The organism is Bacteroidia bacterium (genome assembly GCA_041391665.1).
GTDB lineage: Bacteria > Bacteroidota > Bacteroidia > J057 > J057 > JAGQVA01.
On record JAWKNO010000002.1, the window covers coordinates 297,855 to 320,795 of the forward strand.

The window sequence follows — 22,941 nt, forward strand, 5'->3', positions numbered from 1 at the left end:
TTGTAATTAATATTATGCAAATATAATACGCTTTTTTTCCTTAGTCTATCGCCTGCGCGACATTTTAGCTTTCCAACAGTGATTTTTTGATTTCCTGCAGTTTCAGTAGCGCCTCGACCGGTGTCATCCGATCAATGTCTACGCCACTAAGCAATTGCCTGATTTTCAGGGTGTCTGCATCTTTCAACTCAAACATATTTAGTTGGATGGTCTGCTTATCAGAGAATTTTACGGCCTTTGCGCTATCCTGATCGTTAATTTTGTTTTTTTCAAAATGTGCCAGCAAATTTTGGGCTCTCTTCACCAACACCTTCGGCATTCCGGCCATCTCAGCGACATTGATCCCAAAACTGTGTGCACTTCCTCCCGGTTTGAGTGTGCGCAAAAACAATACTTTCCCATCTACTTCCCGGACGGATACATTAAAATTGCGGACCCTGCTCAATCTTGCTTCCAATTCGTTGAGTTCGTGATAATGGGTCGCAAACAGTGTTTTTGCCTGACAACCCGGTGTCTCATGAAGATATTCCACCAGCGCCCATGCAATAGAAACGCCATCATAGGTGCTGGTACCCCTGCCTATTTCGTCCAATAATATAAGACTTCTGCCAGTGGCATTGTTGGCGATTTGTGCTGTTTCATTCATTTCCACCATGAAAGTTGATTCTCCGCTGGAAATATTATCAGAAGCACCTACACGGGTAAATATTTTGTCAACCAGCCCGATTCTGGCCGATTCGGCAGGAACAAAACTGCCCATTTGTGCCATCAGCACAATCAACGCTGTCTGCCGTAGGAGAGCAGATTTTCCCGCCATATTAGGGCCGGTGATAATGATAATCTGCTGGCTTTGATTGTCCAGCATGATATCATTGGGAATGTAGGGGTCGTCAGGTCCCAGCGTAGATTCGATGACCGGGTGGCGTCCCTGGCAAATATCGATGGTTTCCTCCTGCGTGATAACCGGCATAGTATAACGCTTGGCTTGCGCTACTTTTGCAAAGCTGAGCAGCATATCTAATTCTGCAATCAGACGCGCATTGCGCTGGATGGCATAAATATGATTTTGCATCAACTGTAAAAACCGGTTGTAATAGTCTGCCTCCAAAGACAAAATGCGTTCTTCCGCATGGAGGATTTTATCTTCGTATTCTTTTAACTCTTCTGTGATATACCTTTCCGCATTGGAAAGGGTTTGTTTTCTGGTCCAGGAGATCGGGGCTTTGTCTTTATGGGCATTGGTAACTTCGAGGTAGTATCCAAATACTTTATTAAATCCGACTTTGAGTGAGGAGATACCTGTTTTTTCGATCTCTCTTTGCTGAAGTCCCAGCAGGAGTTTTTTTCCATTTTTCTGAATCTGGCGGAGTTCATCCAATTCTGATGAAACGCCATCTTTGATCACATGGCCATCCGCAACATTCCCGCTCATTTCCTCCATCAGCCAGGTATCCATTATATGGAGTGCAGGAGATACATCCTCAAACTCATCGGCTTTTCGGCTGAGCTGGTCCGCGCCAAAGGCATGAAGTATTTGTTTGATAGGTTCAATCAGCCGGAGCGAACGCCGGAGTGTATCTGCTTCTCTCGGAATCAATCGCAGCGTAGCTACTTTGGAGACAAGGCGTTCCAAATCGCCTATCTGCCTCAGTTGGGTCGTAAGTTGAAGCTGGCCATTCTGATCTTTCAAAAATGTGGTTACAATGTCCAGCCGCTTTTGTATTTGGTTGATATCTTTCAGGGGAAGTAAAATTGCCCGTCTGATCATCCTTGCGCCCATAGGCGTCAGCGTATGATCGAGCACTTCTACCAACGTTTTTCCATCCGGGTGAAGGGGGCGAACCAATTCCAGGTTGCGGACCGTAAACTGATCCAGCCATACAAATTCCGAATCATCAAACCGGTAGATGCGGGTGATATGTCTTAGCTCCGCCTGTTGGGTTTCGTTGAGATAATGGACCACAGCGCCTGCGGCAATGATTCCGGCTGGTTCATCTTCCACGCCAAATCCTTTGAGGGATTGGGTTTTGAGGAGTTCCAGCAATTTTTCTCTTGCGTAATCAGGCTGAAACACCCATTCATCTACCCGTGTCAGGTAAAATTTTTCCCCGAAATGTTGTTTGAAGAGACGCAAATCTTTTCTTGAAATGAGTACTTCTGAGGGGGAAAGCGTATGCAGGATTTTTTCTGCATAGGAGAAATTGCCGGAGAAACAGAAAAAATCTCCGGTTGAAACTTCTACAAAAGAAACACCGACGGACTTGTTGTCAGGAAAATAAACTGCAGCCAGATAGTTGTGCTGATTGATTTCAAGTACTTTGTCATTGAAAGTAACGCCGGGAGTAACCAGTTCGGTAACGCCTCTTTTGACTATTCCCTTTGCCTGTTTGGGGTCTTCCAGCTGGTCGCATACGGCGACGCGTTTACCGGCTCGTACCAGTTTGGGTAAATAGGTATCGAGTGCGTGGTGAGGGAACCCGGCAAGTTCCACATCAGCTGCCGCTCCATTGGATCTCCGGGTAAGTACGATCCCGAGCACTTTGGAAACCTCAATGGCATCTTCCCCAAAAGTTTCGTAAAAATCTCCCACCCGGAACAATAACACAGTGCCGGGGTACTTCGCTTTGACTGCGTTGTACTGCCGCATCAACGGCGTTTGGGATGAATCTTTTGCCATATCGTCGTGTGTCGTGCGAATATAAGATTTATTGTTTTACAAACTTCCCGACTTTGGGAAAAGTATCATTGATATCCCAAACCTCTAAGAAATAGATCCCTGCCGCAAGCCGGGTAATGTCTATGGGCATTCCTTCTGCATTTTTCCCTTGTAAAAGCTGCTGTCCATGAATGGACTTGATCTGATACGTTTGCGGGCGCAGTCCTGACAACTGAATAAAGATTTTTTCAGTGGCAGGGTTAGGGTAAATGCTGAGTGTTTCTTGTGTCAGTTCATCCAGCCCATCGGTACTGCAGTTTGCCGGAAGGGGTAGGGGATTGCCTTCAATGCGATTTCCCGGAGTCAGGTCTTTGCCTGCAAACCCCGGGTAACTGGCGTCATAGCGGATACTGCGGAATGTGCGGGTGTCCAGGCTGTTGACAGATGCATTACCAATAGGATCACCCTGTGTATATGGCCCATTTTGGCCTACCGGAATCACATAATGCCAGACCAGATTTCCCGAAGAATCCACTTCATAGATGATACCATCCGGGCCGTGGCAAATCAGCATATTTTTATTGGGAAGTTGTTGGCTGCTACCGAGGAAACCCGCAGGATATTTCATGGGAATATCTACCAATAATGCCCATTCAGCGGAATCAGGCCCAAATGCAGCACTTTCCGGAATCGTATAATTCCCTGCGCTGTCAATCGGTGGATTGATCAGGTCAATTGTCGCATAGTTGGAATCCGGGCGAAGAGCGCCATTGTTGAAGGCGAGGATTTTGCCGTAGTCGGGCATTCCCGGCTCTACCCAATGAACATGATGCTGGCCAAAAAGTGTCTGGTCGGCAGCTGTGCCTCTGCCATAAATTTGGGGATTTCCCCAACGGTAAAGGAAGTCTCCGCCTTTTCCGCTGTTGCCGCCTGAGTGTGAGGCCGCTTCTGATGACGTAGTACTGTGATCGATGATGTAAAACTCGTTGGTATTGCGAAGACTCAGGATAATCTGATCCAGTTCGGCATTGTAGTCGATCGCATTGGCGTGGAGCCAGTCTTCTGCTACTGCGCTAAAAATGAAGTTGATATCGATGAGTTCGGGGTGATCGGCGATCGGGCTGAAATTGGGTTTGGTAGGGTCAAAGTCCTGAACCGTATGGTCCCAGATATGCCATTCCCATACCACTACTCCGCTGTCGGCACCTATGGGCTGGATTTCTACAATTAGCTCTGGCCAGATGGCATCCACATTGTTGGTCAGGGCAGGGTTACGGCCTAGGGCAAATGCATCTTCAATGGGTTTGTTTTCTATTGCCAGCATGAGAATATTCCCATTGGGCAACATGAGGGCTTCATGATGTTGGGCGACGAGTGAATCAGAGTAAGTAAATTCCCAGGTTACATTCCCCTGCCAGTCTGCAAGTTCCACGCGTCCACCTATTCCTCCAACATTCATGACCGGATTAGGGATCAGCTCGGTTCGTAACAAATGGCCAGTGTGGGTAAAAATGACGGTATTGCCGGGCGTTTTGTCATTTGTCCATTTATTTACCAGTCTTCCACAATTATCGATCAGAAAGGAAGTATTGCTTCGAAGCGGTGAAAAAAGTGTATAACCTTCTACGGCACCGGGTTCGTAGGTGAAAAGTCCGACTGTCTGGTTTTGAGCCTGGGAATAACAAATTAGCCCCAAAAAGAAGAAAACAGGTAAAAAATGTTTCATCGCAAAAAAGGGTTTCTTTCAGCGCCAAAGTTACGATGATTAGGATGACAGATACAAACAGCTATTCTTTCAAGAGAATATGATCTGTCGAAGCACCTGTTGCATCCTTTATCCTTAAAAAATACGGACCAGCGGGTAACCCGGAAAGAGATAGGATTTGTTCACCCTCCGTCAGAAGGGTTTTATACAGAATTTTTCCTTCCATATTGATCAGTACTAATGTGTGAAATCCTTCCGGGCTGATGATGGTAAGGTTATCTTTTACCGGATTGGGATAAAACAGATTTGCTTCAGCGATGGATGGCTCCGGTTGTGAGTTTGGCTGCGCCTCCACGAGCAGGGTACTTTCCTCCCCCGCCGTAAAATCTGAGAATGAATTGACTGTTCCGATAATGGTATTGGCTCCATCATTGACAGAACCGAGGCTGATCCAGTTAGCGCCGTTCCACTTCCCTCCGTGCAAAACGCTTTCTGTTCCGCTGATGTCGAGATCATCGTATTGTGCGGTGATATCGCAAAGAAAACTGCTAATCCCACTACTATTGACTGTCCAGTACCGGTTGATAAAATGGTTGACACTTCCGTTGTTGGGGTGTTTGGTTGGTGTGAGGAATACGGAAGCATACCCTGAAGCAAAAAGCCCTGAGGTGAAATTCAGCGTAATGGGCGTGTAGAGGGTGCTGTCACCCACCGGAAACAGGAAACTTCCTGTACCACTGTAATTTTTTCTGAGGTTTCCGGAAGTGGCGTGTACATGCCGGTTCCCATCGGGCGAGCCTGCAACCACTGCTGCATCATCGAGGGTAAGGGTTTGGCTGTTGAGGCTGAGAATGCCGTTGGTGAGGGTAAGACTGCCCGTCGTCGTGAGATCATGGAATAACCTTACGCCGGCCGGATTGTTGATCGTAAAAGTTCCAAAAGTAGTGGTTCCCGTACCACGAATATTCTGACGACTGCTGCCTGAAAATGATTGGATACCTGTGGAAGAAAAGGTGCCTGCATTGTAATAATCGCCGCTGAGAGTGAGATTTCCGCTATGGTTGATTACGACCCCGGCATCCACATAAAAATTTCTGGCACTTATGTCGCCCGATGCAGGAATATGGTTTCCCGCCCACCCATATATGCCGACATTTTCAGTAGTGGGCGCAGCCAGTCTTCCCCAATTTTCTCCATTGCTCCAGTCACTGTCTTCGGAACCAATCCAGGTGCTGAAAAAGGAAGCACTTACCCGGTCTGAAGCGGCATCCATATTTGTCATGGTGCCATTGTATCCATTACCGGTGATGTCGTACAGGGTGGTATGGGTGGAGTTGGACTGCTGGTCAAACCGGTAGTAGGCAACCAGGTTGTCCTCGTCTCCATCGAGGGAGCGGAACATATTTGCGCGGATTTCCTCAGGGGTTCTGGCATCATCCCACAGCCTGACTTCATCTATTTGCCCCTGAAAAGGGCCTTCTCCATTGGATGTGCAGCCAATGGCCGAATAAGAGCCATTTCCGGCATTGGTCATGCCACCTGCATTCAGCGTGGCTTCTTCTCCGTTAATCAACAGGACGAAACTACTCCCGTCATACACCAGGGCAATGTGAGTCCAGGTATTCCCTGCGATGGTATCTGCACTGGTAAAGGTGACGGGGCCATAAGTGGATCTAAAGGCAATTTTCTGGTTCTCATATACAGCAAGGGAAAATTTGGGAGTACCTGCGAGAAATAGTACTCTCCGGCGCCAGGTGGCTATCTGGGTAAAATCTGTCGGGTAAATCCATGACTCAATCGTATAAGGACTGGCGAGATTGAGGATGCTGGCGGGCAATTGTACATAGTCATCGGTTCCGTCAAAATCCAATGTCATCCCCGGGCCGGCGAATGCGCCTGAGGTTTTCCATTCCGGACTGTTGTATAGGATTCCATCGTTGCTATTGGCAGAGTTGTCAGTCAGGACAGCGCCACTTCCGTCCGACATTTTAAAATAAACTTCCAGGTTCGCTTCTGATCCTGTCAGCGATTTATACATATTTGCCTGAATTTCTGCCTGTGTGCGGGTATCTGACCAGATGCGGACTTCATCCAATTTGCCCGGAAAGTAGTAGTCCGGGGTAGATTCTGTATTACCTGCCCCCACTCGCAGGGGCATGGTGGTATTTGGGGTATAATTTCCAGCTGCTGTCGCGACTTCCTCCCCGTTTATATAAAATCGTTTGGTTGTACCGTCAAAAGTACCTGCGAGATGTGTCCATTCTGAGGAAACGGTTATTCCGCTGTTGAGATTATCCCATGAGGCCGTATTTTGTCCTGTCCAGAATTCCCACTCATTGGCGGCTGATGCGTAAATGAGATAGCCTGCGGAGACGCCGGAAAAGGATCGGGAAGTAAGGGGCGACCGGTAGGTGCCTGCTCCCCCTTCCACCTTTACCCAGCACTCGATGGAAAAATTTGTGGCCGGATTAAGAACGGCATGATATGGCAATTCTGCATAGCTGGAGGCACCGTCAAAATCAAGCGTATACCCTCCCTGAGCAAAAAGGCCGCTGTGCAGACCACAAAAAAAGATGAGTGAAAAACAAAGAGCAAGAGGATAACAGGTTATTCTCATGAGGTGTGGTAATTTTATTCTCCCTGATTCAGGCAGAAACATTATTCTTTGATAACCAGCATTTCCTTTTCCCATTCAGGATCGTTGCTGACTCTGAGTAAATACAAGCCTGGCGGAAGATCACCGACAGCGATGCTGTTATGGGCTGCGTTGAGTATAAATTGTTTGACTATACGGCCTTGCATATCAATTATCACAGCGCTTGCATCCGTATTCTTCTGTATATCAATGAAGATCTGGTTGTGGACGGGGTTTGGGTAAATGACAGCTTCGACGGAAAAAAAAGTAGTTTCCACAATCTTGCTGGTTGAAAAACTACCATCGAGATCCACCTGCCGAATGCGATAATACGTTTTTCCCGTGAGTGGCTGCTGATCTTTGTAGGTGTAGTTTTGTGTGTTTGTACTGTACCCTGCCGCATCGACCTGCCCGAGGGTTTGCCATATTTTCTGATCCACGCTGCGCTCAATGGCGAAAAAGTCGCTGTTGAGTTCGTTGGCGGTGCCCCAGTCAAGGCGAATGGTATTGCTTTGAGGCTTTGCCGTAAAATTCAGCCATTCGACAGGAAAAACACTGCAATCCTTTGTATCGCCGTTGATCGTCCAGCCATTTGAGATAAGTGCATCCCGGGCGGTTTCGCCGCTGCAATAAATCAGCCCGGTGGCGTCCACCGTAAGATCCGGTACAGCCTGTGCTTCCCAGCCGATAAGGGTATTGTCATAGTTGGTTCTCGATAACCCGGAGTTGTTTAACATACCATCCATCCCGCCAAACATGTCTATATTGGAAATGTTCCAACTCCCGAGGTTCTGGTCAAATGCGGTGGCGCCATTGAACATGTTGGTCATAGAATATACATTCGATACGTTCCAACCGCTGATGTCCTGATTAAAATTGGTGCAGCCATTGAACATATAGCTCAAATCAGATATACCCGAAACATCCCAACCGCTGATATCCTGATTGAAATTGGTGCAGCCACTAAACATAGAGGTCATATTGCCTGCACCAGAGACAATCCAGCCACTGATGTCCTGATTGAAAGCTGCGGCATCCCGAAACATCCAGGCCATGCCGCTTACATTAGAGACATCCCAACTTCCGATGTCCTGATTGAAAGCATTGGCTCCGTCGAACATCTCGGTCATATTGGTTACACTCCCGACATCCCAGCCGCCGATGTCCTGGTTGAAAGATGGTGCCCATAGAAACATATAACTCATATCAGACACACCCGATACTGTCCATGAACCAATGTTTTGATTGAAAATGCTGCAACTGGTGAACAGATAGCTCATATTGGTAACAGTCGATACATCCCAGCCTCCGATAGCCCCATTAAAATTGGCGCATTCTCTGAACATCCCGTGCATATCGGTAACCAACGATAAGTCTGGCGCATCTACGGCATTGTAAGTAAGATTAGCGCAACCGTAAAAGGCTCTGTTCATGCTGGTCCAGGCCAGGGTGCCCCACTGTTCTATTGTGAGGAGTTTGAGCCGGTCGCCTCCGCGATTAAAATAAATACGGGTCATCCCGCTGGGAATACTTACCTGGTAAGTGCCGGCGTAAGGAAAGTTAACCGTAACCGAGCCAGTACCTGAGGTGCTGCCATTATTGCCAGGTACACCGACTTCTACCCATTCGACGGTATAGGTGCCCGTGCCGGGGATGGTGATTTGAGTAGAACTGGAAGTGCCGGCGTTATCGGTTTTCCAGGTGGTAATAAATGCGGTTGCCTGCGCATTGATCACAGGCAGCGTAAACATGATTATTAAAAATGGGCGCAATAAGCTTTTTACTTTCTCCATGTCAATATTTTAACAGAACGGATGTGTTATTCTTTTACCACCTGCATTTCCTGCGTCCATCCCTGACCATCGCTCAGCCGGAGGGTATATATACCTGCGGGAAGATTTCTGACCGGTAAAGAATGATCAGCTGATGTAATTTTCTGCTCCATCACGATTCGTCCCTGCATGTCAAACAGCAGCGCCGTTACCGGCGTTTGGCCCGGCAGATCAATTGTCAGTTGATCATTGACCGGATTGGGGTAAATGGATGATATACTGGCGAGCGGGTGGACTTCGACGACATGGCTGTAGTCAAAACTGCCATCGAGATCCACCTGCCGAAGGCGATACCACGTTATGCCACTGACGGGTTGAATATCCTCATAACTGTAGTTTTGAGCCGTATGACTATAACCCGCTGCGCTGACCTGAGCCAGGGTATTCCAGCTTTGCTGATCTGCGCTGCGCTCAATAGCAAAAAAGTCGCTGTTGAGTTCGGTGGCGGTAACCCACTCCAATAAAACCTTATCCTGATAGGGCTTCGCACTGAAACTGAGCCATTCGACCGGAAATGCATCTTCTTCTCCTGCGGTGAAGTCGGAAAAGGAGGTCACTGTACCTGTGAGGAGATGAGAGGCGGGTGTGACGGCTCCCAGGTCTGTCCAGCTACCATCTGAATACTTGGCCCCATGCAGGCTGGATTCACTGCCTGCGACATCTGCCACATCGTAAACCGCCGAAACATCGCAGCTAAAAGTACTGATTCCCCCGCTTGAAACAGTCCAGTACCGGTTGATATAACTGGTTGTGCTGATGTTATTGGGGTGTTTGGAAGCGGTGAGATTAACTGTGGCATAACCACCCGAAAAATCACCTGAAGTGAAGTTAAGGGTAATTGGAGAATAGGCCATCGCATTTCCTACCGGAAACAAAAAGCTGCCGGCCCCGCTGTAGTCTTTGCGAAATGTGCCGCTGGTAGCTAAAATATAGGTTGAACTGCCGGGACTTCCGGAGACTGTGGCCGATGACCCGAGGGAAAGTGTATGGCTGTTGAGATCCAGCGTACCGGTAACCAGAATTAATGATCCGTTGACCGATACATCACCGCTCATGGTGATGCCACTGTTTCGGTTGACCGACAAGTTGTTTAGCGAAACTGGCGGAATACTGGTAGCCGTTCCCGAAGGATTTTCCACCAGTAGATTTGCGCTGGTGCCCCCTGAGAGTGAGCCGCTGGTCTGATTTACCACGCCTTCGAGATAAAGGGTGGTGCCGTCAAAATCAAGTGTCCCTGAGGTAAGATACAGGGTACCTGTGCAGGTAACGTTTGCCTCCTGGGTTATCCCCGCAGAATTATCTATGGCAAAAGAGGAAAAAGTATGGGAACCTGTGCCTGCAATGCGTTGCGCTGCGCTTCCTTCAAAAGTAATTCCCTGAAGAATGGCTGTTCCCAGATTGATGAAATTTCCCGATAGAATCAGGTTACCGACTGATATGTACACAGAAGCCTGATCGATAAAGAAGTTTCGGGCGTAAATATTGCCCAGCACAGGCGGATTGGAGCCAGTGGCGGCCAAAATTGCAACATCTTCTGTGGAAGGAACCGCGCCCCGGCTCCAGTTTTCGGTATTGGTAACATCTCCGTCTTCGCTGCCGATCCAGGTGTTAAAAGGAGCGCTGCTGACCCAGTCTGAGGCGGGTGTCATATAAGCCAGGGTACCATTGTGTCCGCTGGAACTGTAATCATAAGTTGTGCTATTTCCTGCATCGGGTTGCTGGTCAAGTCGGTAATAGGAAAGTAAGCCTGCTTCGCTTCCTTCAAGTGTTTGGTCCTTGTAAGTTCGGATTTCGGCTTCAGAACGCACATCACTCCAGATTCTGACTTCGTCAATTTTTACATTGGAGTAGAAACCTGCGCCCACCCCATTATAATCTGCGCCCATTGAAAACAGGTTGGTTGTACCTGTGCTAAAACTTCCCTGCCCGGTTGCGCTTCCGACCAGAAACCCATTCGCGTAAATGTAAACGGTACCTGAATTGTAAATAAATACCAGGTGATGCCAGGTATTAGTCTGGGTAATAGAATAGGAAGAAGTGGTCACATAAGAAGCCGAGCCGTCAAAAACATAAAAAGCAATCAGGTTGGCAGCGGTTTTATAGGGCACAATCCGAATATCGGAATTTGCTGTCTGGTGAACATTCATCAGGTTTTGCTGACCAGAGAGCGAATTAAAGGAAAACCATCCTTCCAGTGTAATGGTTCCGGATGCGGTGCAGTTTAGTGGTGCATATACAAAATCGTCCACTCCGTCAAAATCGAGTGCCATACGCGGGCCTGCAAATGCGCCGGAGGCTTTCCACGCCGGACTATTGTAAAGGGTTCCGTTATTGGCGTTGTCAGAGTTGTCAGTTAGGGTAGTCCCCGAACCGTTGGACATCTGGTACCAGGAGACGAGATTGGCTTCGGAGCCGGTCAGGGTGCGGTACATATTTCCCTGAATTTCTGCCTGACTGCGGGCATCGGACCAGATACGGATATCGTCCATTTTCCCCGAAAAGATATTGTATTGCCCGCCAAAAGCGTAATCCGCCCCCAGAAATAAACTCTCCGAATTATCAAAGTCATAGAGGCCTCCGGCGTTGCTGTTGTCCAGGAGTCCATTGATATATACATACAACGTGCTTCCGCTTCTCAGCACGGCAAAATGGGTCCATTCCGCACCGATTGAGGCAGCGGAAGTGACCGTATGATCACCATCGCCCGATATCGCGGTTACACATTCCAGCTTGTCTCCAAAGGTAAGGCCAATTCGGAGCGATCCGCCAAACATATTGTCTTTGTCGAGAATGGTGCGGGTTGTCCCCGAACCGGATGCTTTTATCCATCCTTCCACCGTAAAGTCACCCGAACCAATATTGAAAGAGGCATCATGCGGGATTTCCACATAAGAAGAACTTCCATCGAAGTCAAGTGTGTAACCGGCCTGAGCAGACATGGTCGTGTGAAGAAAAACCATTCCGGTCAAAATCAGAAGAAGGTGCGTGTAACAGAGCTTGACAGGTAGTCTTTTCAAGTTTTTCAATAGGTGTGGTTGAAAGGTAAATTCATGTGAAAGGACCTGGTCATTTTTTAATCACGGTTTGTCTGTAATCCCGGGAAAATCTGTTTCTGATGTTGATATAATAAATGCCGGGAGATAATCCGGCAAGCGAAACAGGATGTGTACCCGGGGTGACAACTCTTCTCATAATAAATTTTCCATGAATATCTGAGAGGATCAGTTCGTAAGGATGATTGTCTGAAATGGTTACAAACATCTGGTCCTCCACCGGGTTGGGATAAACAGAAATGATGCCTTCGTACAGATTTACTGCGATTGTCGGACTATATTGATATTTTCCGTCAAAATCTACTTGTCTCAGGCGATAATAGGCAAGTCCCGGTATCGGCTGTGTGTCTGTAAACTGATAGTTTTCAGGTTTACTGCTGGTACCTGCTGCAGTGACTTTGCCAAGATTATTCCAACTCTGCTGATCCTCGCTCCGCTCGATAGCAAAGAAATGGGTGTTTAACTCAGTGGCAGTGATCCATTCAAGTAAAACCGTTTTCTCCTCAGGTTTTCCGGTAAAACTGAGCCATTCGACAGGAAAAGCATCTGCTTCACCTCCGGTGAAGTCAGAGAAACCGGTCACTGTGCCGGTGATGAGGTTACTTCCGGTAGATACAGCTCCCAGGTCAGTCCAGCTGCCTCCGGAATATTTTCCTCCGTGAATATTGCTTTCCGTACCGTTGATGTCATTGTCATCATACTGCGCTGAGACGTTACAGCTAAATCCGCTGATACCACTGCTACTGACGGTCCAATATCGACTAATGTAGTCAGTCGTGCTGTTGTTATTGAGGTGTTTGGAAGCTGCCAGTCCTACTGTGGCATAACCTGTGCTGAATGAACCAGAAGTAAAATTGAGGGTGATGGGCGAATACACAGTACCATCGCCTACAGGGAAGAGAAAAGCATCTGCACCACTGTAATCTTTTCGGAGTGAACCTGTTCTGGCATCTATATGGCTGCTGTTGCCTGGCGAACCTGAGACTGAGGCCGCACTTCCCATAGTAAGCGTATTGGCGTTAAGATCGAGTATACCTGCGGTAAGTCCAAGCGCACCGTTTACCGTTACAGATCCTCCCAGCGTGACACCATTGGCCCGGTTGAGGGTCAGGTTGTTGAGGGTTACAGCGGATAAAGATGTGCTCGCACCGGCACCGCCAATTGTGATATTGGACGAACTTCCGCCAGTGAGTGTCCCCGAAGTTTGAGAAACGGCTCCGTTAATGGTAAGGGTGTTGGCACCGATGGAAAGCGCGCCGCTGGTCAGTGTGAGGCTCGTGCTGGTGGTTATATCCTGCTCCATGGTGACACCCGCACTGTTGTTGATGGTCATTGTGCCAAAGGTAGAAGTGCCGGTACCGCGGATGGCCTGTGCGGCAGTTCCTGAGAATGTAACTGTCCCGGTAGTCGTAAAAACACCCGCATTGTAGTAGTCTCCGGAGAGTGTGAGGTTTCCGGAGTGGCTGAAAGTAATGCCTGCATCGAGATAGAAATTGCGAGCTGAAATATTGGAAGAAGTGGGTAGGTTACTTCCAGCCCAATTGAATATGCCTACATCTTCAGTTGAAGGAACAGAAGCATTGCCCCAGTTGTCGGCATTACTCCAGTCGCTGTTCTCGCTTCCAATCCAGGTGTTGAACGGAGTCGCCTCCACCCAGTCGGAGGCGGGTGTCATATTGGTCAGCGTACCGTTATTGCCATTGGAACTATAGTCATAAACCGTAGTATTGCCCGCATCAGCCTGCTGATCAAAGCGGAAATACCCCACAAGATTCGATTCGTTGCCTTCCAGCGTGCGGTCTTTATAGGCCCGGATTTCCGCTTCGCTCCGGACAGAAGACCACAGCCGTACCTCGTCAATGATTCCTGAGAAAGGGCCCACGATGGCAGTATTGGAAGAAATATATTTGCAGCCAATGCTTCGAAAATCACTATTCTGCCCGGTAGCCGATAAGGTGGCCGTATTGGCATCTAGCACGCCGTTGATGTACAATTTTACCAGCCCGTCTCCATCACGAGTAGCTGCCAAGTGGGTCCATGTACCTGTGGGAATCGTTTTTGCAGAATTCACTCCCGCATTCCACGAGGAACCATCCCCAAAATTGATATGCAGATTATTGGTGCTGGTGATAGAGAAAGAATTGATTAAATTCTTGGTGAATATTTCCGAAAAAGCTTCTGCCGATCCCCGCCAATATACCCAGGCCTCCATCGTCACTGTTCCCAGATTTTCCAATACATCTCCCATGTTTACATGATCATCTGAGCCATCAAAATCCAAAGCCATACGCGGCCCGGCCAGCGCACCCGAGGTTTTCCATGTTGGACTATTGGTGAGCGTTCCGTTATTGGTATTGCTGGAATTATCGGTCAAGGTGGTTCCGCTACCGTCGGACATGGAGTAATATGCGACAAGGTTAGACTCACTGCCTTCGAGCTCTTTGTGCATATTGGCCTGAATCTCGGCCTGGGAGCGCACGTCAGACCAGATGCGGACTTCGTCGATTTTGCCTGAGAAATAAAACAAGGGTGTACCTTCCGTCGCGCCGGCACCAATCCGCAAAGGGCGACTGGGATTGGCGGTATAGGTTCCTGCTGAACTATTGGCCAGGATTCCATTGATATAGATGCGAAGCGTACTGCCGTCAAAGGTCCCGGCTACGTGCGTCCATTCGTTGGTTACGGGGACGTTACTGTTCAGCGTCGAAAAGTTATTGCCCGTTGAACCGGTCCAGAATTGCCAATTGTCATCTGTGCCGGCATACAGGAGATAGCCACGGCTATTGCTTGCGCCGGGGACCTCCCGTGAGGTAATAGGGGAGCGCCAGGTGCCTGCGCCACCCTCGATTTTGGCCCAACATTCGATGGAGAAGGTAGTTGTGGGATTTAAGCTCGCATTATAAGGAATCTCTACATATTGGTCAGTGCCGTCCATATCCAGAGTGTAACCGGCCTGGGCATATAGAGATGTATGCAGTCGTAAACATAGAAAAAGGAAAGCAAGGGTACAGATTTTAGTTTTCAACGTAGTTTCCATTAAAGAAAAAGGTTGTTTGAACTCGTTACCTCACAATCAGTTTCTGTGTAACGGGCGCTCCTTGTCCCTGCAGTCTGATAATATAAGTACCTGGTGACCAGTCTGATACATTTATCTGAAGGGTGGAAACAGGCTCATTGGCACTGATCGGCTGGGTCCAAATCGTGCGCCCTTGCATATCGACAACGCTGATATTGGCCGAAGTGCCCGAAGAATGACTGGCCTCAATGGTTACCTGATCTGTTGCCGGGTTGGGAAACGCTTTCAGTGCATTACCGGTTGCCCCTGTCATGCTGATCTCGACAATCGTGCTGTAGTCCTGCGCGCCGTCAAAATCTACCTGGCGCAGACGGTAGTATATCGTTGAACTACCTGCTGAAGCGGGCTTTTTGTCGGTATAGCTATAGGATTTTACCTTATCTGAAAACCCTGCGGCTTTTACCCTTTCCAATGGTTTGAAATCATTGCCATCTCCTGAGCGCTGAATCTCAAAGAAGTCGCTGTTTTGTTCTCTGGCAGTGTGCCATTCCAGATAATTGCTGCCATTTCGGTTTTCTGCCGTAAAGCCCAGCCATTCAACCGGGAATGTACCATCAAGGAAGTTGAGCGTAATATTGGCTGTATTACTTTCTGCACCTCCGTCATTGACGTAGATCGATATCATTCGGGGCGATTTATCCGGATTCGTGGAGGTATTGACATAACTGATTTTGGAAATCGCTGTGAGATAATCACTGATTGGCGCAGAGCCCTGAAGTGTGAGGGTATGTTTGTCAGATGAGAGTGTGGCTGTAATGCCCGATGGAAGATCACCTATAATGCCGAGTTTTTCACTTGTATCGTTCAGCACGTTATTGATTTCGATAATAGCAATCTCCATAGCTATATCATCGGAATCTTCAATATCCAGTTTGGATGGGTTGGTGATAAGGGTTGGCACTCTTTGTAATACATGGAGGGTATCAAAATCTTCTCCGGCACTGCCATTATCCAGGTCTATGACCGGAGGGGCCGAACAGGTTTGGAGCACGAGATTGCCGATAATCGCCCCATCCTGCCCGGCAGTTGCGCCGTGTGGCGTATTGTGATTGGGGTTGGATGGATTTCCGTCAGAAATAAACAAGCCGGGAATTCCTCCTGTCAGCGATATCGTAACATCATTTGGCAATGAGTGGGTTGTGTTTATATAACCGCCGGCACCGCCACCACCCGGACCGTGCTGATCTCTGGTAATTACACTTGCTCCTTCCCCACCACTCACATCAATGGAGAGCCTGTTGGAGTTGGAAAAATTTTGTACATCAAGTAACACACTACCCCCTGCGCCACCACCTCCTGCGCCGTCGTTTACCTCTACATCTGTAGCGTCAAGGGCATTGGCTTTGATGGTGACGGTTCTATCTACATTTATTGTATTGGCAATAATGATTACAATGCCGGCACCATTCGCTGCGGGTACGGATGCACCATTGTTTTGATGGCCGCCGCCGCCGCCGCCGCCGAGGAAAAGTTTGGGTATGCCTGAGTTATAAGAATCGGCAAGCCCGGCGCCTCCACGTCCGCCTTTGTCTAAATCGGAGAGATTTCCCGGGGTATTTGACTTCCATCCATGTCCGCCAATACCGCCCGATCCATAGTTACCGCCGCCACCACCGCCGCCATTGTGGTCATTGCCACCCCCACCGCCATTGGCGAGTTTTCCCCGGCAGGCAGCCTGAGCGATTTCAGTGATGCCTTCCCCCTTTATTCCTCCTTCTCCCGAATTAAACGCACAGATATAAGTCAAACCGCCTGTATGAGCGCTGCCGTTGAGATCACCGCCTCTGAAGCCATTTGTTCGCACGTCTAAGTCTGATTTCAGCTTCAAAGTACCTGTAGCTTCCAGCGCCAGAATACCACCTTTCGTACCATCCCAGTCAGATGCCCTCAACGTTCCGGAAACGGTTACATCTGAATATACAGGAACGCGCACTACCTGCACCAGGTCGCTGACGGTGTAATCCCCGCATATGGGCTCAGCAAGTGTAAATGTCTTACTGCTTTTATTTGCGATGGTGTGAAATTCATAATTTCCCGCATTGCCAAAATTGCTGATATTGCCATAACTGGCGTCATCGGCTTCCGAGATTATCGCACCTTTCATCTGAATCAGCAGGATTTTGTCTCCCGTGCTAAATCCGCTGGAGCTGGATACGGTTATAGTTTGTGTGCCAATAGCCGTAACTGCTGCGTACGTGTTAATTACTCCTGAAATACTTGTGGATCCAGAATCGGTTACCATGAGAATTCCTGCGAGTACAAGACCTGTTGCCAGTACCTTTACAAACCGGTTGTTGAGCGATAAGCCGGTTCTTTGGGTTAGTTTATGCTTTGTCATTTTATGAAAATTATGTTAGGCAAATATTATAATGCATAAACTATTTAATTGTCAAATCAACTGGTTGACCTAACTTTTGTAAGATTTTGCAGGATTTGCAATTCACCTTGTCTCGCCAGTCATCATTTTCCTATCTTTACCGCTGCATCTAAGCAAAAAATGAATAATCCTCTAAAAAATAAGGCGGCGCTTCATACCTGGTTACCGGTAATGATTTTTGCTATTGTGGCTTATTTTCCGCTTTTTCTTCATTTAGGCTCGCAACCTTTAAAAAACTTTGACGAATCGTTGTTTGCTTTAAGGGCATTTCGGATTGCGCATGACGGTCAATACCTGAATAATTTTAGTGAGTTTCCTGATGGCCCTTCTGCAACTAATACCAAGCCGCCATTCTTCAGTCTGATTCAGGCTATCAGTTATCATATATTTGGATACAATGAGCTGGCACTTCGGATTCCGGTAGCGTTAAGTATCGCGGCACTGCTGTTTTTTATGCTTCGCTTCAGCCGCCAGGAAACGGGCGAATTTACTTTTGGCATTTTCAGTGGTTTGGTACTTCTGACTTCCTGGGGATTTGTTCATGTGCATGTCAGCCGTACGGGTGATCATGATGCGCCATTGGCTGCGTTGGGGTGGCTGGCGATTACCTATTTATACCGCTTTTTGAAATACGACCGCCAGTACGCCCGCCATTTATGGATTTTTACCGGAGCTATTGTTGCGGCAACCCTTACAAAAAGTGTGGCAGGGCTTTTTTTAGTTCCGGGAATGATTTTCTGGCTGATTACTCAACGACAACTGTTGCCAGTACTTCGGGACCGCAGAACATGGAAGGCCCTGGGGCTTTATCTGGTAATCATTGGCGGATATTACTTGTATAGAGAAGTTGATTATCCTGGTTTCCTTAAAGGGATGTGGAAAGGTGAGCTGGGCGGCCATTATCTGACAACCAGAGATGGACATCTGTGGCCGTTTTACTGGTTTGCGGCAAGGCTTTATACACATAAATATCTACCCTGGCTATTTTTTTTACCAGTGGGAATTTTTCTGATTTTCCAGCCCAAATCCGGATCGCTTTCCCGCTACGGGAGTCTGGTTTTTTTCGGAGCAATGAGCTGGTTGCTGGTGATTTCATTCTCCAAAACCAAACTGGAGTGGTATGATGCAACGCTTTATCCTTTGATGGCTATGCTGGTCGGTTTTGGTTTGTACCGTTTGTATGAAGGTGGGAAAAACTGGATGGAAAAGTCAGGGGTGCTGATGCAGAGTATTTGGGCGGGATTGTTTGTATTTACTTTTTTCTTTACCCCCGGCTTTGCAGTGATGAAAAAGGTGTATCAGCCTCACGACATTGATTATCCGGGTGAACGTTACGGCTATCTGGTCAAGCAGGTGGAGAAACAAATTCCGGAACTAAAAAAATACACCATTCTACACGAAGGGCACAGCACACATGCTTTGTTTTACCAGTTGACGCGCAACGAAAAAGGATTTGAGATTTCCCGGGAAAAATCGGTCAGTGAGGCAAGGGTAGGAGAGATGATCATGGCTTGCCAGCCGGAGGTGATACGCTACCTGAAGGAGCATTTTATTGTTCGTCCTTTGTCAGGAAAAGAAGGTTGTGAATTGCTGGAACTTCAGTCCGAAATTCTCATAAACCCCTGAATGTGAATGGCCGGTAAGTAGTCATCGGATCATGATTTTTTGAGTTTTGCGTGTTCCTTCAGATTCAATACCTACGAAATAGATTCCCGGCGTCCATGTTGCAATATTGAGGTAGATTTTTCCTGACAAAGTCTGTCCGAAGTATTGATTGTACCACATGGTGTTTCCTCTTAAGTCTGTGACGGATAAACTGTATTTTTCGCTTTTCCCGGCAGAATACTGGACTATAAGCTGGCTATTTTCCCGGTCCTGGAACCCCTCGATTTTCATACTTCGGTTGGCCTGATAAGTAAGACCCACGATGGGGCTGCTTATATAAAACCCATTATCGGAATGGCAGGAAACCTGATAATATACCATATGGATATCGGATTCAGAAAGCGTATTGTCGCGTACCAGCCAACTCTTTCTTTCTGGAAGATATTTGGCATAGCTGATGTCCGTCAATTTTTCAAAAATCACCCCATCAATACTTCTCAGCACTTCAAAGCAGGGGTTATTTACAGGACTGGAAAGCTGCCATTCGAGGAGAAAATCACCAGCCTGTTGACTCACGGTGAAAAAGGTCCATTTAATTTCCAAAAGAACATCGGTAAGTGTGATATAGGTAAAGGCCGTGTTACTTTCGGCACCTCCGTCATTTACGAATACACTGACTTGCCGCTGAGACATATCGGGTGAGGCCGAATTGTTAAAATACCGGACCATAGAAATCGCTTTTTCATAATCCCGGATGGTACCTTCTCCGGTAATTGTAATGGTATAATTGTCGGCAGATATATTAGCTGAAAGTCCGGCAGGCAGTGAGCCCGGGAGCAACAGACCCTCATCTTCTCCATCGAGAGCATTTTCCAGCACGATGACTGCGAGGAACATATTCAGGTTATCATCGTCTGAGATTTGGTCTTTGGAAGAATCTGCTATTGAGACACTCCCCGCATGAATGACCATGGAAGTACTGAAGTCATACCCGCTTTCATTCTTGTCGAGATCCAGAATGGGGGGAAATGAACAGGTTTGAAGCACAAGATTTTCCACCAGGCTGCCATCTTCTCCTTTGGCAGCACCATGTGAAGTATTGGAGAGCGGGTTGGAGGGATTGGTAGTAGAAATAAACAATCCTGCGGCTCCGCCTTCGAGGTTGATGTCAATATCTTCTGACAGGGGATGGTTGGCATTTACATAGCCGCCCGCGCCGCCTCCGCCGGGCCCGTGCTGGTCGCGGGTGATGACGCTGGCGCCATCTCCTCCGCTTACATCAATATCGAGATTCCCGGGAGATATAAATGTTTCCACATCAAACAGTACGGCCCCCCCCGCACCGCCGCCACCTGCCCCGTCATTGACATATACATCCGTGGCATCCATTGCGTTGGCCATGATCGTGACCGGACTGGCGATATTCAGCACAGGGGCAATGATAATGACAATTCCAGCCCCGTTACTTGCGGCAAGTGCGGCACCGTTGTTTTGATGTCCACCGCCCCCACCTCCGCCAAGAAACAGCTTGGGTATACCGAGTTCGTATAATTCTGAAAGCCCTTCACCGCCACGTCCGCCTTTATCAAGATCGCTGAGATTTCCTGCCGTATTGGACTTCCAGCCGTGCCCGCCGACGCCACCGGAGCCGTAGTTTGCCCCACCGCCCCCACCGCCGTTGTGGTCATTGCCGCCACCGCCACCATTGGCGAGTTTTCCCCGGCAGGCATCCTGCAAGATTTCCGTAATTCCTTCGCCTTTGATACCCCCCTGACCGGAGTTAAAGGCACAGATATAAGTGAGCCCTCCGGTGTGCGCAGAACCATTTCTATCTCCCCCATTAAATCCGGCATCCCTTACATCGATATTGGCATTTAATGTGAGGGTACCTGTCGCTTCGAGTGCCAGAATTCCGCCGGTAGTGCCATTCCACTGAGCAGCATAAAGTACACCACTTACGGTGACATCGTCATATACCGGAACCCGTACAATCTGGACAAGATCTTCTACCGTAAAATCGCTGCAGATAATTTCGTGAAAGGAAATGGTCGTACCTGATATTGCATCGATGGTATGAAATTCGTAATTCCCGGCATTCCCAAAACTTTGAATATCACCATACGTGGCATTATCTTCTTCTGAAATAATGGCCCCTTTCATCTGAATAAGAAGGATTTTATCTCCCTCACTGAAAGCAGAAGCATCAGAAACCTCTACAGACCAGGTATGAATGGCTGTTACTGCAGCATAATCATTGACGACACCGGAGATATTGACAGTAAGGGTAAGACTCAGTAGCGTTAGGGCCAGAATGAGTATCCCTGCTACCGATACGTATCTGATTGTAACAGGTGCTGAGGTTTCAAATTTTCCTGGTAGAGCTTTTTCCATAAGAACGCACGTATAATAATACATTATACGTAAAGTACGTAAATATGGAGTAAGCGGACACTTCTATTAAAGCCGGTATCTTACAAAAATTCCGGTTTTTTTGAAGGAATATGAAGGAGCTCTGTTAGGGCACTTCCACTACATCGAGGATACGGGTAATGATTTGTTCAGTGGTAACATTTTCTGCTTCGGCTTCATAGGTCAGTCCGATACGGTGTCTGAGAACATCTGAGCAGATGGCCCTTACGTCTTCCGGAATGACATAACCTCTGTGTTTGACAAAAGCAAAGGCTTTAGCTGCAAGGGCGAGATTGATCGAAGCCCTCGGAGAGCCGCCGTAGTTCATCAACGGGCTGAGTTGTTTGAGGTTATAGTCTGCCGGTGTACGGGTTGCAAATACAATATCGAGGATATACTGTTCGATTTTTTCATCCATGTACACTTCCCTGACAGCTTTTTGCGCATCAAGGATATCCGAGAGACTTACAACGGGGCGAATGGAGTAGGATTCCTGATTTACATTTTGCCGCATGATGAGTCTTTCCTCTTCCTTGGAGGGGTAGTCAATGACGCATTTCAGCATAAAGCGATCCACCTGTGCTTCAGGGAGGGGATAAGTACCTTCCTGTTCAATCGGGTTTTGGGTAGCCAGAACGAGAAAGGGTCTTTCTATGCTGAAAGTACTTTCACCGATGGTTACCTGCTTTTCCTGCATGGCTTCGAGGAGGGCACTTTGCACTTTGGCGGGAGATCGGTTGATCTCATCAGCCAGTACAAAATTGGCGAAGACAGGCCCTTTTTTTACGGTAAATTCCAGCGTTTTCTGGTTGTAGATCATCGTACCGACAACGTCGGCAGGCAGGAGGTCAGGGGTAAACTGCACACGACTGAATTTGGCATCAACTGCGGTGGCCAAAGTTTTGATAGCCAGTGTTTTGGCCAGTCCGGGGACACCTTCAAGCAGGATGTGCCCGCCGGAGAGAAGTCCCAAAAGGAGACGTTCAATCATATAACTTTGCCCTACGATGGCTTTGCGCACCTCAATGTTGAGCAAGTCTATGAATGCACTTTTCTCTTTGATCTTCTCGTTGAGCGCTTTGATATCCGTGGTTTGTAATTCACTCATGTCAAATGGTTTATCGAACGGTTTTTGCCGGGCAAAAATAGGATAAATTCAAGGAATAACGAACCGTTGATTTGTTAATGTTGTGTTAAAAACTAAAGGTTTGTCAATGATTTGTTTCTCCAAAATTAATCCTTTATATTTGCATGTTCAAAAATCAATCCATTAAATCATTAGGTTAGATGTATTTATATCAAGAATTGAAGCAGGAGATTTTTAAGAAATACAGCCACAGTCAAACAGAAAAAGACACGGGCTCTCCTGAAGCACAGATCGCGTTGTTTACTTATAGAATACAACACCTTACTGAGCATTTAAAAGTAAATAAGAAGGATAATTCTACCCGGATGGGCCTCCAGAGACTGGTAGGTAAGCGCCGGAGACAGTTGGATTACCTCAAAGCTTCCGACATCGAAAGATATCGGGCAGTGATCAAAGAATTGGGAATTCGGAAGTAATTCCCAATTTTTTTATTTATTCTGTGAACA

The 22,941-nt window shown here is 47.7% G+C and carries 11 protein-coding genes; 2 read left to right on the forward strand and 9 right to left on the reverse strand.

Going from position 1 to position 22,941, the window contains the following annotated elements:
• Positions 1-64: 64 nt before the first annotated feature.
• The 7 genes from mutS to R3D00_12990 form a co-directional block, all read right to left on the reverse strand.
• Positions 65-2,677 (reverse strand): DNA mismatch repair protein MutS, encoded by a 2,613-nt coding sequence (mutS, locus tag R3D00_12960; protein MEZ4774086.1) that lies wholly within the window; start codon positions 2,675-2,677, stop codon positions 65-67.
• Between the two features lie 28 nt (positions 2,678-2,705).
• Positions 2,706-4,382 carry an aryl-sulfate sulfotransferase gene (locus tag R3D00_12965; GenBank protein ID MEZ4774087.1) on the reverse strand — a complete coding sequence of 559 codons (1,677 nt, stop codon included), beginning with the start codon at positions 4,380-4,382 and terminating at the stop codon, positions 2,706-2,708.
• Between the two features lie 61 nt (positions 4,383-4,443).
• Positions 4,444-6,978, reverse strand: a complete 2,535-nt coding sequence (locus tag R3D00_12970) for a LamG-like jellyroll fold domain-containing protein (GenBank protein ID MEZ4774088.1) — start codon at positions 6,976-6,978, stop codon at positions 4,444-4,446.
• A 41-nt stretch (positions 6,979-7,019) separates the two neighbouring features.
• On the reverse strand, positions 7,020-8,789 hold the full coding sequence (locus R3D00_12975; protein MEZ4774089.1) for a BspA family leucine-rich repeat surface protein: 1,770 nt from the start codon (positions 8,787-8,789) through the stop codon (positions 7,020-7,022).
• 26 nt (positions 8,790-8,815) lie between these two features.
• Positions 8,816-11,845 carry a LamG-like jellyroll fold domain-containing protein gene (locus R3D00_12980; GenBank protein MEZ4774090.1) on the reverse strand — a complete coding sequence of 1,010 codons (3,030 nt, stop codon included), beginning with the start codon at positions 11,843-11,845 and terminating at the stop codon, positions 8,816-8,818.
• A 49-nt stretch (positions 11,846-11,894) separates the two neighbouring features.
• A complete protein-coding gene (locus R3D00_12985) occupies positions 11,895-14,816 on the reverse strand; it encodes a LamG-like jellyroll fold domain-containing protein (protein ID MEZ4774091.1) in 2,922 nt (973 codons plus the stop codon).
• 127 nt (positions 14,817-14,943) lie between these two features.
• Positions 14,944-17,295: a T9SS type A sorting domain-containing protein gene (locus tag R3D00_12990; GenBank protein ID MEZ4774092.1), complete on the reverse strand. Its 2,352-nt coding sequence runs from the start codon at positions 17,293-17,295 to the stop codon at positions 14,944-14,946.
• A gap of 159 nt (positions 17,296-17,454) precedes the next feature.
• Here R3D00_12990 and R3D00_12995 point away from each other — a divergent pair, with 159 nt between their 5' ends.
• On the forward strand, positions 17,455-18,960 hold the full coding sequence (locus tag R3D00_12995) for a glycosyltransferase family 39 protein (GenBank protein MEZ4774093.1): 1,506 nt from the start codon (positions 17,455-17,457) through the stop codon (positions 18,958-18,960).
• A gap of 21 nt (positions 18,961-18,981) precedes the next feature.
• Here the strand turns inward: R3D00_12995 and R3D00_13000 are convergent, their stop codons facing one another.
• Both R3D00_13000 and R3D00_13005 read right to left on the reverse strand, forming a co-directional pair.
• Entirely contained in the window at positions 18,982-21,330 is a 2,349-nt protein-coding gene (locus R3D00_13000) for a T9SS type A sorting domain-containing protein (protein MEZ4774094.1), read from the reverse strand.
• A gap of 124 nt (positions 21,331-21,454) precedes the next feature.
• Positions 21,455-22,456, reverse strand: coding sequence for an AAA family ATPase (locus R3D00_13005; GenBank protein MEZ4774095.1), 1,002 nt, complete (start codon positions 22,454-22,456; stop codon positions 21,455-21,457).
• Positions 22,457-22,635: 179 nt separating this feature from the next.
• On the opposite strand from R3D00_13005, the gene rpsO reads away from it, so the two are divergent.
• A complete protein-coding gene (gene rpsO / locus R3D00_13010; GenBank protein MEZ4774096.1) occupies positions 22,636-22,911 on the forward strand; it encodes a 30S ribosomal protein S15 in 276 nt (91 codons plus the stop codon).
• Positions 22,912-22,941 lie beyond the last annotated feature (30 nt).